This is a genomic window from Chromobacterium sp. ATCC 53434 (assembly GCF_002848345.1).
Taxonomy (GTDB): Bacteria; Pseudomonadota; Gammaproteobacteria; order Burkholderiales; family Chromobacteriaceae; genus Chromobacterium.
The window spans coordinates 1,259,984-1,273,325 of the sequence record NZ_CP025429.1 but is presented as its reverse complement, the minus strand read 5'-3'; the positions used below and the strand labels follow the sequence as shown (position 1 = coordinate 1,273,325).

Genomic DNA, 13,342 nt, shown 5'->3' with positions numbered 1-13,342 from the left:
CTCAGGGCAAGTTGACGATACGGTTCAGCGTCGGCACCGCCACCGGCGACCGCTGGCTGAAGTACTGTACCAACACATCGGTGTCGACATCGCCGCCGACGCGGTTGACGCCGCGAGTCAGCACGGTGAAGCCGTCGCCGCCGCCGGCCAGGAAGTTGTTGACCTGCACCCGGTAGCTGGCCGCGGGATCGACCTGGACGCCGTTGATGCGGATGCTGGCGATGTCGACCTTGCTGCCGACCGGCGCCGATGCGCTCCAGCTATAGCTGAAGCCGGCCGACACCTGCAGCATCTTCGGCTGGGCCGACGCGCTCCACTGTTGCTCCAACAACTGGTCGATCTGCGCGCCGGTCAGATCCATCGTCATCATCGTATTGCCGAACGGCTGAACGGTGTAGACCTGCTTGTAATTGACGTTGCCGCTCGCGTCCGGCGCCAGGTCGGCGCGGATGCCGCCCGGATTCATGAAAGCCGCCACCGCGTGCTGGCCGGCTCCGGCCAGCAGCTGCGCGTCGGCGATGACATCGCCGAGCGCCGATTCGCCGGCGGCGTTGGCGCTGCGGCTCAGCGGCCCCGCAGCCTGCCCGACCACCTGGTTGGCGACCCGCGCCGCCTGGCCTTGATAACGCCGGATCAGGTCCGTGATGTCGGCGCGCGGCGCGATGTCCTGCGTCACCGGACGGTTCAAGGCCTGGATCGAACCCGGCACGAAACCGTGGCTGACCGGATCGAGCTTGAAATCGATCTCGGTGAACAGCTGGCCGTAATTCTTGGCGCTGGTGACGACGCGGCCGTCTATCACGCAGTTGTAAGCCTGATGGGTATGTCCGCTGACCACCAGGCCAACCGACTTGTCCAGCTTCTTGACGATGTCGGCGATCGGCCCGGAAATGCCGTTGCAGTCGTTGTAGCTGCCGGCCTGGTAGCCGCCTTCATGTATCAGCACCACCACCGCGCCGACTCCCTGCGCCTTCAATTGCGGAATCAGGCCGTTGACGGTGGCGGCCTCGTCCCGGAAGCTCAGCCCGGCGACGCCGGTCGGCGACACGATTTCCGGCGTGCCTTTCAGCGTCATGCCGATGAAGGCCACCGGAATGCCGCCGTAGCGCTTGATCGCATAGCCGGGGAACAGCGTGCTGCCGTCGGCCTTGGTGACATTAGCCGCCAGGAACTTGAAACTGGCGCCGGCGAAGCGGCCCATCAGGCAGCTATTGGCCGAACCGGGCTTGCAGCCGCCGTTCTGCATCCGCAACAGCTCGTCCTGGCCGTCGTCGAATTCGTGGTTGCCGACCGCGTTCAGGTCCAGCCCCAGCATATTCATCGCCTCGACGGTCGGCTCGTCATGAAACAGGCCGGACACCAGCGGGCTGGCGCCTATCAGATCGCCGGCCGACACCACCACGGTGTTCGGCGACTGCTGGCGCAGGCGCTGCACCCAGGCCGCCAGGTAGTCGGCGCCGCCGGCCGTCACCTTGACGGTCTGCCCCGGATGCGCCGCGTCCGGCACCGCAAGCTGTCCTGGCGCCTCCAGATTGCCGTGGAAATCGTTGAAGGCGATCATCTTGACGGCCACAGCCCCGCCCGGTCGCTGCTGATCGTCGCGGGGCGTCGCCACCGACGAGGAATTGGACAGGCAGGCGCTCAGTGTCAGCGCGACGCCCAGGCTCAGGCTCAACGGAACCAGTTTCATCGACATGCTCCTTGTTATATGGACTTGCCGGCGCGCGCCGCTGCCACGGCCACGCGCCGGAGTGCGCACCATACACAATCGGCATGACATTTAAACTGTAAAAAATATCACTCCCGGAAATTTAATTGCGCGCCCGCGCGAGAGCCCGCACAAAAAAAACGCCGCGAGAATGCTCTCGCGGCGTCGTTTTCATCTCCGCGCCCGCGCGCGGAATCGTTGACGGATCAGGCCAGCAGGTGGTTGTTCAGCTCGCGCATGCCGGCGGACAGCATCGCCAGGTCCAGCGCGCTGAACGACTGCAGTTCGGCGAACATCTGGCCGCAGATTTCCACCGCGCCCTGACGATTCTCCAGCCACTGGGCGGCGAAATCCGCCGCCGACACGCCTTCCAGCGCCTGGCGCGCCAGATTGCGATGCACGCTGTACAGATCGTCGCGCAGCGCCGAGCGGGCCAGCGACTGCCAGCGGTTGTCGCGCGGCAGGCCGGTGATCGCGTCGCGCAGCCAATCCAGTTGCAGTGTGCTGCCCAGCTGGAAGTAGTTGGCGGCGACCTGCTCCAGCTTCAGCTTGCTGCCGTCGCCGATCTCGATGATGTCCATCAGCGGCACCGCGTACTCCAGACGGGCCAGCACCTGCTGCAGCGGCTGCGGCAGATTGGCGTGGGCGATGCGCTGCTCCAGCGCGGTCACCGCAGGGTAGTCGGCGGCCGGGATCAGCTTCGGCAGTTGGGCCAGCAGACTCTGCACCTTGGCGGCGTACTGCTCGATCGCCGCGTTTACCGAACCGAACGGACGCTTGTTGCGCAGCACCCAGCGGGTCACGCGCTCCACCAGCGTGCGCACCAGCACCATCAGCTGCATCTGCTCATCGGCCGGCACCTTGTTGTCCAGCGCCTCGATCCGGCCCCACAGGTTTTCCGCGTCGAACACCCGGCTGGCGATCCACCAGGCGCGGGCGATGTCGGCCGCGGAGAACGGCGACTCCTCCTGCAGGCGGAACACGAAGGTGGTGCCCATGCGGTTGATGATCTGGTTGGCCAGCTGGTTGGCGATGATCTCGCGGCGCAGCTGATGCTGTTCCATCTGCTTGCCGAAGCGCTGCTGCAGCGGTTTCGGGAAGTAGTTCACCAACACCGGCAGGAAGTCCTTGTCGTCCGGCACGTCGGTGGCCAGGATGGCCTGATCCAGCGAGATCTTGCTATAGGCCAGCAGCACCGAGATCTCCGGCACCGTCAGGCCCTGACGGGCCAGGCGGCGCTCGTTGATCTGCGTTTCGGACGGCAGATATTCGATCTCGCGGTTCAGTTCGCCGGTCTTCTCCATATGGGCGATCATCCGCGCATGGGTGGACAGCATCGACGCCGCCTCCAGCCGCTTGATCGCCAGCACCTGGGTCTGCAGCACGTTGTTGCGCAGCACCAGATGGCCGACCTCGTCGGTCATCTCGGCCAACAGCTCGTTGCGCTGCTTCAACGTCATGTCGCCGGCCTGCATCACCGCGCCCAGCAGAATCTTGATGTTGACCTCGTGGTCGGAGCAATCGACGCCGGCCGAGTTGTCGATGGCGTCGGTGGCGATGCGGCCGCCGGCCAGCGCGAACTCGACGCGGCCCAGCTGGGTGCAAGTCAGGTTGCCGCCTTCGGCCACCACGCGGGCTTGCAGCTCGTTGCCGTTGACGCGCACCGGATCGCAGGCGCGGTCGCGGGCGTCGGCGTGGCTCTGCGTCGATGCCTTGACGTAGGTGCCGATGCCGCCGTTGTACAGCAGGTCGATCTTGGCCTTCAGGATCTCATGGATCAGCTCGTTCGGCGCCATGTGGTCCTTGTCGGTCTCCAGCCACGCCTTCACTTCCGGCGACAGCGGGATGGACTTGGCGCTGCGCTCGAAGATGCCGCCGCCCTTGGAGATCAGCTCGCGGTTGTAGTCGGTCCAGCTGGAGCGCGGCAGATTGAACAGGCGCGCGCGCTCGGCGAAGCCCTTCTTCGCGTTCGGCGTCGGGTCCAGGAAGATGTGCAGGTGATTGAACGCCGCCTTCAGGCAGATGTGCTCGGACAGCAGCATGCCGTTGCCGAACACGTCGCCGGCCATGTCGCCGATGCCGATCACGCTGAAGTCCTGCTCCTGGGTGTTGACGCCCAGGTGGCGGAAGTGGCGCTTGACCGATTCCCAGGCGCCGCGGGCGGTGATGCCCATGCCCTTGTGATCGTAGCCGGCCGAACCGCCGGAGGCGAAGGCGTCGCCCAGCCAGAAGCCGTAGGACTCGGAAATGCCGTTGGCGATGTCGGAGAAGGTCGCCGTGCCCTTGTCTGCCGCCACCACCAGGTACGGATCGTCCGGATCCAGGCGGCGCACGTCCTTAGGCGGGATGATCTGGCCGGTCACCAGATTGTCGGTGACGTCCAGCAGCGCCGAGATGAAGATCTTGTAGCAGGCGATGCCCTCGGCCAGGAAGGCCTCGCGCTCGGACGGCGCCGGCAGCTGCTTGCCGACGAAGCCGCCCTTGGAGCCCATCGGCACGATCACCGAGTTCTTCACCATCTGCGCCTTCACCAGGCCCAGCACCTCGGTGCGGAAGTCTTCCATCCGGTCGGACCAGCGCAGGCCGCCGCGGGCCACCTTGGAGCCGCGCAGGTGCACGCCTTCGACGCGCGGGCTGTACACCCAGATTTCGAACATCGGCCGCGGCTGCGGCAGGAACGGAACCTGGCTGGATTCCAGCTTGAACGAGATATAGGACTTGAACTGGCCGTCGGCGTCCGGCTGCCAGAAGTTGGTGCGGCGGGTCGCCAGGATCACGGCCAGGAAGCCGTTCAGGATGCGGTCCTCGTCGAGGTTGGCCACGCCGTCCAGCATGCCGCGCACCGCGGCCAGCAGCAACTCGGCCTTTTCATCGTCGAAGCCAACCGGGTCCAGACGGGCATAGAACAGCTCGACCAGGCCGCGGGTGATGGCCGGGTAGTTGGCCACGCACTGCTCGATATAAGCCTGGCTGAAGGTCAGGCCGCCCTGGCGCAGATACTTGGCCAGCGCGCGCACCAGCGAGATTTCGCGCCAGTCCAGGCCGGCCACCAGCGCCAGACGGTTGAAACCGTCGTTTTCGCAACGCTTGGCGAAGACCTGGGACAGCAGCTCCTGGAAGTCCTGTTGCACCTGGTCCTGGGCCATCTGCTCGCCGAAGCCGCCGACATCGAGGCCGAAGTCGCTGATCCACACTTGCGAGTCGTCGCTGCGCTTGACGCAGTACGGGTGCTCGTCGCGCACCTTGACGCCCATGTTCTCCAGAATCGGCAGGCTGGCCGACAGGCCCAGCGGCTCGCTCTCGCGGAACAGCTTCAGATTGAACGAGGCGCCGCCGCGATGGAACGGGCGGTACAGCTTCATCGCCAGCGGCTCGTTGGCGTCGATGGCCTCCAGGTGCTGCACGTCCAGCACCGCGTTGCGCACCGCGAACTCTTCGCGATAAGCCAGCGGGAAGCCGTCCTTGTAGCGGTTGAACAGGCCGTTGCCGCGCTCCTCGCCATGGGCTTCCACCAGCTGCTGGTGCAACTCCTCGCTCCAGCCGCGCACCAGGCGGGCGATCTCGGCCTCGATGTCGGCGGCGTTGAACTCCGGCAACTTGGCGGCCGCGGTACGGATGATGTAATGCACGCGAGCCAGCATGCCGTCGCCGATCTGCACGCTGAATTCGGCGCTGTTGCCGTTGAAGGCGTTCATCAGCACTTTCTCAATCTTCAGCCGCACTTCGGTGCTGAAGCTGTCGCGCGGCACATAGACCAGGCAGCTGACATAGCGGTGGTAGCGGTCGGCGCGGACGAAGAAGCGCACGCGCGGGCGTTCCTGCAGGCTGACGATGCCTTCGACGATGGGGCCCAGCACTTCGGCCGGGATCTCGAACAACTCGTCGCGCGGGTAGCTTTCCAGCACGAAGCCCAGCGTCTTGGACTTGTAGCTGTCGTCGACGAAGTCGCAGCCCTTGACCACGCTGGCCACTTTCTGGCGCAGGATGGGCACGTCCTTCGGCGAGGTCTGGTAGGCGCTGGCGGTGTACAGGCCGAGGAAGCGGCGCTCGCCTATCACTTCGCCCTTGTCGTTGAAGCGCTTGATGCCGACGAAATCGACATAGGCCGGGCGGTGGATGATGGAGCGGGTCTGGGACTTGTTCAGGATGATCAGCTGCGGCAGGTGGGCCAGTTCGCGCAATTCCTGCGGCAGCTGCTCGAAGCTGGCGGAATACTCCTTGTCGCCCTGGTCCTGCAGGATGCCGAGGCCGGCGTCCTTGACGATCTTCAGGCTGTCCTTGCCGTCGCGCTTGACCAGGTCATAGTCGCAATAGCCCATGAACAGGAAGTTGCGGCCGGCCATCCAGTCGAGGAAGGCCACCGCCTCCTTCGCCTCGGCGGCGCGCTCGCCCTTCAGCTTGGCCAGGTCCTTGCTGATGCCGGCCAGCACTTCGCGCATCTTCGGTTCGTCGCGCACGACCAGGCGGATGTCGGCCAGCACGCGCTTCAGTTCGGTTTCCAGTTGCTGCAGCAGAGCGGCGTCGCTGATGCGGTCGATCTGCACGTGGATCAGCGACTCCAACGGCAGGCTGCGGTCCTCGGTGCGCTTCACGGCGTTGAGGACGCCGCCCTTGTCGCGGCCCACCGACAGCACCGGGTGCACCAACAAGTGCAGGTTCAGGTTGTAGCGCGACAGCAGCATGGTGATCGAATCGATCAGGAACGGCATGTCGTCGTTCACCACCTCGATCACCGTGTGGGTGCTTTGCCAGCCATCGCGTTCGAAATCGGGATTGTAGATGCGGCACTTGACCTGGCCGGCGGAGCGCTTCCCGGCAAACTCGTAATGCGCCATCGCGGCACCGAACAGGTCGAGCGACGAGAACTGCCTGAGATCGGCGTGCTCGGTCTCCTCGAAGTAGATCGGGAAGAAGGCGGCGAGTTGTTGGGTCTCCTTGGAAGAAAGCTTGCTCTCGGCGACAGCCTGGATATCTGCGATCAGGCTGGCCAGTTCGGTCTTGTTGGTAAGCGACATTTAGCTTCTCTTGTTGTGAGCAGGGAGGTTGTCGGGGGCATTGTAGATAGCGCCACCCGAGCCGGATTTCCTTAATGCGACACGGACTTACACAAAACGCACAAGGCCGTTTTCCCGGGACGCACCCCATGGGCATAAGCAGTCCGAAAACCCAGCCGACACCTTACAGCAAAGCGACAGTCAATTATACAAAGACTGTAGTCCGAAATATTGTAGACAATTGCACAAACATCGCATAAACCAATGATTTATATGATGTTTCCATTTAATGGAAAAAGTAAGGTAGAATGTGCGCACTTGCTTATGGGGATTGACCAAAGCCGCCACTTGCTGTTCAAACTTGTGGCGCAAGATGGCCAGCCTGCAATACAAAATGGCCCGGATCGGAACATTAACGTCGCCTCCGGTGCGGGGTTTACAAGCCGGTCGCGCGCGGTCTTCGCGACGCAGACCAACGAGAGACAAGTAGAGAAGCAACGTCATGAAAAAAGCATTGATCGCAAGCGCCGGTTTCGCCCTGATCGCCTCGCTGTCCGCCCAGGCGGAAACCCTCCGTTTCGGCGTGGACCTCAACTACCCTCCGTTCTCCAAGCAAGGCGCCGACGGCAAGCCGCAGGGCTTCGACATCGACATGGCCTACGCGCTGTGCAAGGAAATGAAAGTCACCTGCCAGATCGTGCCGCAGGACTGGGACGGCCTGATTCCGGCGCTGAACGCCAACAAGTTCGACGCCATCATCTCGTCGATGCAGATCACGCCGGAACGCCAGAAGGCGGTGGACTTCACCCGCAAGTACTACAATATCGCCAGCCGCATGGTGGCCAAGGACGGCACCAAGGTCGACGCCGCCAGCTTCAAGGGCAAGAAGATCGGCGTATTGCGCGCCTCCACCCAGGAAAAATTCGCCAAGGATCTCTGGGGCAAGAACGGCGCCACCATCGTACCGTACGCCAAGTCGCCGGAATCCTTCCTCGACCTGAAATCCGGCCGTGTTGACGGCGTCTTCGTCGACAGCGCCGTCGGCGAGCAGGAATTCCTGAAAACCGCCCAGGGCAAGGGCTACAGCTTCGTCGGCGCCAGCTACTCCGACGTCAAGTACTTCGGCCCCGGCTGCGGCATCGCCGTCAAGAAGAGCAACAAAGCCCTGCTCGACCGCCTGAACAAGGCCATAGACGAAGTCCGCAAGGACGGCAGCTACAAGAAGGTGCAGGACAAATACTTCAGCTTCGACATCTACGGCGGCTGATTCCGACCCAAGCCTCGGGCAGGCGCGCCATCCCGCGCGCCTGCGCCCGCAATCCCCTTTCCGAGACGGCTCCATGTTTCTGCAAGGCTACCTCCCCAGCATCCTCGAAGGAGCGGTGCTGACCCTGAAGCTCGCCGGCGCCGCGCTGGTGGTTTCCGTCGCGCTCGGCCTCGTCGGCGCGCTGTTCAAATCCACCCAGTCCCGCGCGCTGACGCTGCTGGCGGAACTGTATTCCACCGTGGTGCGCGGCATCCCCGACCTGGTGTGGATGTTCCTGCTGTTTTTCGGCGCCCAGATGGCGCTGAACGACATCTGCGGCTACCTCGGCTGGCAGAGTCCGGACATCGACCCCTTCGTCGCCGGCGTCTCCACGCTGGGCTTCATCTTCGGCGCCTATATGACCGAAACCTTTCGCGGCGCGATGATGGCCGTGCACAAGGGGCAGATGGAAGCCGGCCTCGCCTACGGCATGTCGCCGCTGCGGGTCTTCTTCCGCATCCAGTTGCCGCAGATGGTGCGTTACGCGCTGCCCAGCTTTTCCAACAACTGGCTGGTGCTGGTAAAGTCCACCGCCCTGGTGTCGGTGATCGGCCTCAATGACGTGATGTACCGCGCCGACGCCGCCAAATCGGCCACCCAGCAACCGTTCGACGTCTACGTCGTCGTCGGCCTGTTGTTCCTGCTGGTGACCGGCGCGTCCAATCTGCTGCTGCACTGGGCCGAGAAGCGTTATTCGATCGGCGTCAAGGAGAGCGGACTGTGATCGATCCGAAACTGATTATCGAGCGGCTGCCGGAATTCTTCGGCGCGCATGACGGCGGCCCGATGCTGGCCAGCAGCGACGGTCTGATCCTGACGCTGGAACTGCTCGGCCTGTCGCTGCTGTTCGGCCTGCTGATGGCCATTCCGCTGGCGGTCGCCCGCACCTCGAAAAACCGGCCGCTGTCCGGCGCCGTGTGGCTGTTCGGCTACGTGTTCCGAGGCACGCCGCTGCTGGTTCAGCTGTTCATCATCTACTACGGCCTGGCGCAGTTCGACTAGGTACGCGACAGTTGGGCCTGGCAGTATCTGCAAAACGCCTATGCCTGCGCGATCCTGGCCTTCACGCTGAACACCGCCGCCTACACCACCGAAATCATCGCCGGCCAGATCCGCAACACCCACTGGGGCGAGATCGAAGCGGCGCGCTCGGTCGGCATGGGCCAGTGGCTGATGCTGAGGCGGATCGTTCTGCCGTCGGCGCTGCGCCGCGCGCTGCCGGCCTACAGCAACGAGGTGATCATGATGCTGCAAAGCACCGCGATCGCCGGCCTGGTGACGCTGGCCGACCTGACCGGCGTCGCCCGCCGCATCTACAGCGAGAGCTATATGCCGTTCGAACCGTTCCTGACCGCCGCGGCCATCTACCTGGCGCTGACCTTTGCGCTGGTCTGGCTGATGAAACGGGCCGAACGCCGCTACCTGGCCTTCCTGGGTCCGCGCAAGCAATAAGATCGCGACGCTCGGCCGGCGGCAATTCTTTAGCCGACGCGGCGAAATAAATCGTACAATGCTGGCTGAGAGCCTGTTCAAAGTCTTTTTGTGGCAGTGGCCATTCTCTGCAAGACTGTGAACGGGCTCCAAGATCAAGCCGCCATGCCAGGCCTCCTGACATGGCGGTGTTTTTGCCAACCGTTACCGATACGCGAACCATGGGCCACACGTCCCAAGCCTCCAAGCCGCTGCGCTTCGGCTTCCTGCTGCTCCCGCATGCCTCGATGGCCGACTTCGCCAGCGCCTCCGAGGTGCTCACCCACGCCAATCTGCTGGCGGAAAAGAAACTGTACGAGACGCTGTTGCTGTCGCTGGACGGCGCGCCGGTACTGCTGTCCAACGGCGTCCGGCTCGCGGTGGACCTGCCGCTGTCCTACGCGCCCAAGCTGGATTACCTGATGCTGCTGGCCGACGAGATCGTCAGCGACTTCGCGCTGGAAGATTTGAGCAAGGCCCTCGCGGGAGGAAACGCGGACAAGATGACGCTGGCCGGCATCGGCTGCGGCAGCTACTGGCTGGCCCGTGCCGGATTGCTGGCCGGGCAGCGCGCGACGATACACTGGCGCGAGATCGCGCGACTGACCGAGGAGTTTTCGGACGTCATCGTCACATCCAATCTGTACGAGAGCGAGGGCCGCTGCCTGAGCTGCGCCGGCGGCGCCGCCACCTTCGACTTCATGCTGGACCTGGTCGGCCGGCAGCAGGGCCACGAATTCATCGCCCAGCTGTCGGAGCTGTTCAGCATGGAACGCGTCCGCCCCGGCAACGAGCGTCAGCGCATCCCGCTGGCCACCCGCATAGGCGGCAGCCAGCCCAAGCTGACCGAGGCGGTCAGCCTGATGGAAGCCAATATCGAGGAACCGCTGTCCACCGACGATATCGCCTACTATGTCGGCGTGTCGCGGCGCCAGCTGGAGCGGCTGTTCAAGCAATACCTGGGCACGGTGCCGTCGAAATACTATCTGGAGCTGCGCCTGGGCCGCGCCCGCCAGTTGCTGCAACAGACCAGCAAGTCCATCGTCCAGATCGGCCTGGCCTGCGGCTTCTCCAGCGGTCCCCACTTTTCCAGCACCTACCGCAACCACTTCAACATCACGCCGCGCGAAGAGCGCGCCCAGCGTACCCAGATCAGCACCCTGCAGCGCTAGCTCAGCTGCCGCTCGGCCTGCAGCGCCAGCGGCAGCTCGATGCGGAAGCAGGCGCCGCTGGCCGGTATGTTCTCGGCCGAGATCAGGCCGCCGTACTGCTCGACTATGGTCTGGCAGATCGACAGGCCCAGGCCCATGCCGTGCGGCTTGGTCGAGAAGAACGGGTGGAACAGCACCTCCAGCAGGTCCGGCGTGATGCCGCGGCCGGTGTCGCGCACCTCCAGTATCCCCTTCCGCCCCTCGCGCCGGGTGTGCACGATCACGTGACGCTTCAGCGCCGGCTCGTCCTTCAGCGCGTCCATCGCGTTGGACAGCAGGTTCAGCACCACCTGCTCCAACTGAATACTGTCGGCCATCACCGGAATCGAATAGCCGGACAGCAGCTGCACCACCTCGACACCGCGCTCGCGCAGATCGTACTCCACCAGAAACATGCAGTTGCCGACCACCTGATTGATATCGATCAGCCGGGTTTCGATCGCCCGCTTGCTGACCAGCGCGCGCAGGCGCTTGATGATCTCTCCGGCCCTTCCCGCCTGGGCCACCGCCAGCTTCAATGCCGAATTGACCTGCGGCGGCGCCTCGTCGACGCCGTCCAGCAACTGGATCGCCGCCTGGCAATAATTGGAAATAGCGGTCAGCGGCTGATTCAGCTCATGGGCGATGCCCGAAGCCATCTCGCCCATCGTGTGCAAGCGGGCGACATGCGACAGCTTCTCCAAGTGCTCCTTGACCCGCGTCTCGCTCGCCTCCAGCGCCTCGGCCGTGCGCTGGCGCAACGGCCCCATATCGCGCAAGGCGCACACCACGCCTATCAGCACGCCGTCGCGCGACAGCAGCGGCGCGATGCCGCCCTCGACGAAATGCACCTTGCCTCGCGCCGTGGTCAGCTGCATCCGCTCCGCCAGCTCAACCGGGCGGCCGGTACGGAAGCATTCGCCTATCGGATCCTCGGCGAACTCGGCCGCCAGCTCTCCCAGCAAGCGGAACACCTCGTGGCAAGGTTGCCCCAGCACCTCCTCGGCCGGCATGTCCACCAGTTGAAGAGCCATCGGATTCGCCATTTCGATACTGCGATCCTGCCGCAGAATCACCACGCCGTCGTGAATGGCGTTCAGCGTCACCGACGCCCGCTCGCTCTGCAGGAACAACTCCTCGTCGGCCAGGCTGCGTTGGCGCCGCAAAGCCATCCGCTGCGAATAGATCAGGCCGGCCGCGGCCAGCAACAAGGTGATGAAAAGCTGGCGCAACAACAAGGGCAGCAGCGCCAGATCGTTCAATCTGACATCCTGGGCCACACCCAGCACAAAGGGCTGCGCCTCGCTGCTCAGCGGCAGTCGCGCCTCCAGGCGGGTCACCACCGGCCACCAGTCATGCTCGGCGAAGCGATGCGGCCGCTCATACAGCGGCTCCCCGCTGCCGGCCCCCTCCTTCGGCAGCAAGGACAAGTCGAGACTGGCCGGCAAACCCTGCTCCAGCGGCAACTGCAGCAGCCGGTCGCAAAACACCACCAGCGCCATCACGCCGGCCAGCTCGCGCCGGCTGCCTGACGCATCGCGGAACAAGGGCTGCATCAACAGATAAGCCCGTCCGCCGCCGTCATACAACTCGAATGGCCTGGACGACACCTTCTGTCCGTTTGCCAGCGCGCGGCGCAACTCCGGCGCGAAATGCGGATCGCCCAACACGTCGTAACCGAACACCGCGCTGGCCGCCGGCAAGTCCGGCTCGATCTGCGACACCACCAGCGACTGCTCCCGCGGCGGCGCGGGCTGCCAACTGCGTCGGCCGGTCACATCGAAATCGCGGATATAGAAGGTCTCGCCAAAGCGGCTTTCCATCTCTCGCAGAAAGGCGGGCCGGTTGGCGGCGGTGACATTGCGCAGGAACTCTATCGCGTACAACTGCTGGTAGCGCGGCAGCATCTCGCGGGCGAACTCGCTCAAAGCAGGCGCGTCGAACGTCGCGCGGGAGATCAGCAAGGCGTTGATCGCCGACAGCACCGACTCGTTCTGATCCAGCCGCCGCGCCACGCCGGCATAGGCCTGATGCGCAGCCTGCTCGAAACCGTCCTGTAGCCTGCGATACTCCCCCACGCCCCACTGCGCCGCCGCCAACAAGCTGCAAATCAGCCAGATTGCACTGAATAGAAGCCACTCGCGGCCTTTGAATTTGCTCAAGAGTCCCGCCTCAGGAATTCATCTGACATTTCAAATAATATGCATTGCATAAAACATCTGCCGCGCATTTTTGCAAAAATGTCTGATCCAGGCAATGACTGTCGCCAGTTCCGGCTCGCGAGCGGCCCGCCAGCCATCAGCCGCGACGGAAGGTCTCGCCCCGTCGCCACGGCCCAGGCTGGGTCGGAGGGTCACATGAACGACAAAGCCCCGCCGGAGGAATCCGGCGGGGCTGTTTTTCGGGGTCGTGCGTTTCGGCCGCACAACGCAAAAACCCCAGCTCGTCTGAGCTGGGGTTTCGCTTATGGGGCGTCTGGCGGTGTCCTACTTTCACATGGCGAATGCCACACTATCATCGGCGCTAAGGCGTTTCACGATCCTGTTCGGGATGGGAAGGCGTGGGACCACCTCGCTATGGCCACCAGACATAAACTGGTACAAACTCAAGAAGCCCGGGCCGGTTTCAAACCAACCCTCGAATATTCGGTATTTAATTGTGTCGCACAACACTC

8 protein-coding genes and 1 rRNA gene are annotated in these 13,342 nt (G+C 64.0%); 5 read left to right on the top strand and 4 right to left on the bottom strand.

The window, feature by feature from the left end; translation table 11 throughout:
• Position 1: 1 nt before the first annotated feature.
• Both CXB49_RS06065 and CXB49_RS06060 read right to left on the bottom strand, forming a co-directional pair.
• Positions 2-1,690: a bifunctional UDP-sugar hydrolase/5'-nucleotidase gene (locus CXB49_RS06065; RefSeq protein ID WP_101707559.1), complete on the bottom strand. Its 1,689-nt coding sequence runs from the start codon at positions 1,688-1,690 to the stop codon at positions 2-4.
• Positions 1,691-1,914: 224 nt separating this feature from the next.
• On the bottom strand, positions 1,915-6,723 hold the full coding sequence (locus tag CXB49_RS06060; RefSeq protein ID WP_101707558.1) for an NAD-glutamate dehydrogenase: 4,809 nt from the start codon (positions 6,721-6,723) through the stop codon (positions 1,915-1,917).
• Positions 6,724-7,204: 481 nt separating this feature from the next.
• Between CXB49_RS06060 and CXB49_RS06055 the strand changes: the two genes are divergently transcribed.
• From CXB49_RS06055 to CXB49_RS06040, 5 genes are all read left to right on the top strand, one after another.
• Positions 7,205-7,969, top strand: a complete 765-nt coding sequence (locus CXB49_RS06055) for a transporter substrate-binding domain-containing protein (protein WP_101707557.1) — start codon at positions 7,205-7,207, stop codon at positions 7,967-7,969.
• Positions 7,970-8,042: 73 nt separating this feature from the next.
• Positions 8,043-8,732, top strand: coding sequence for an ABC transporter permease (locus tag CXB49_RS06050; protein ID WP_101707556.1), 690 nt, complete (start codon positions 8,043-8,045; stop codon positions 8,730-8,732).
• Positions 8,729-9,010: an ABC transporter permease subunit gene (locus tag CXB49_RS24080; RefSeq protein WP_233492956.1), complete on the top strand. Its 282-nt coding sequence runs from the start codon at positions 8,729-8,731 to the stop codon at positions 9,008-9,010. Before CXB49_RS06050 ends, CXB49_RS24080 begins: the two co-directional genes overlap by 4 nt.
• Before the next feature lie 27 nt (positions 9,011-9,037).
• Positions 9,038-9,460, top strand: a complete 423-nt coding sequence (locus CXB49_RS24075; RefSeq protein WP_255409608.1) for an ABC transporter permease subunit — start codon at positions 9,038-9,040, stop codon at positions 9,458-9,460.
• A gap of 200 nt (positions 9,461-9,660) precedes the next feature.
• Positions 9,661-10,650 carry a GlxA family transcriptional regulator gene (locus CXB49_RS06040; protein WP_101707555.1) on the top strand — a complete coding sequence of 330 codons (990 nt, stop codon included), beginning with the start codon at positions 9,661-9,663 and terminating at the stop codon, positions 10,648-10,650.
• Here CXB49_RS06040 and CXB49_RS06035 read toward each other — a convergent pair.
• Positions 10,647-12,830: an ATP-binding protein gene (locus CXB49_RS06035; protein WP_233492955.1), complete on the bottom strand. Its 2,184-nt coding sequence runs from the start codon at positions 12,828-12,830 to the stop codon at positions 10,647-10,649. The genes CXB49_RS06040 and CXB49_RS06035 overlap by 4 nt on opposite strands.
• 311 nt (positions 12,831-13,141) lie before the next feature.
• A 5S ribosomal RNA gene (gene rrf / locus CXB49_RS06030) occupies positions 13,142-13,256 on the bottom strand.
• Positions 13,257-13,342 lie beyond the last annotated feature (86 nt).

What these genes read in the sequence shown, in the direction of transcription:
- CXB49_RS06065 (WP_101707559.1), bottom strand. Translation starts at nt 1,690, where the DNA reads ATGAAACTGGTTCCGTTGAGCCTGAGCCTGGGCGTCGCGCTGACACTG.
- CXB49_RS06040 (WP_101707555.1), top strand. Translation starts at nt 9,661, where the DNA reads ATGGGCCACACGTCCCAAGCCTCCAAGCCGCTGCGCTTCGGCTTCCTG.
- CXB49_RS06060 (WP_101707558.1), bottom strand. Translation starts at nt 6,723, where the DNA reads ATGTCGCTTACCAACAAGACCGAACTGGCCAGCCTGATCGCAGATATC.
- CXB49_RS06050 (WP_101707556.1), top strand. Translation starts at nt 8,043, where the DNA reads ATGTTTCTGCAAGGCTACCTCCCCAGCATCCTCGAAGGAGCGGTGCTG.
- CXB49_RS06055 (WP_101707557.1), top strand. Translation starts at nt 7,205, where the DNA reads ATGAAAAAAGCATTGATCGCAAGCGCCGGTTTCGCCCTGATCGCCTCG.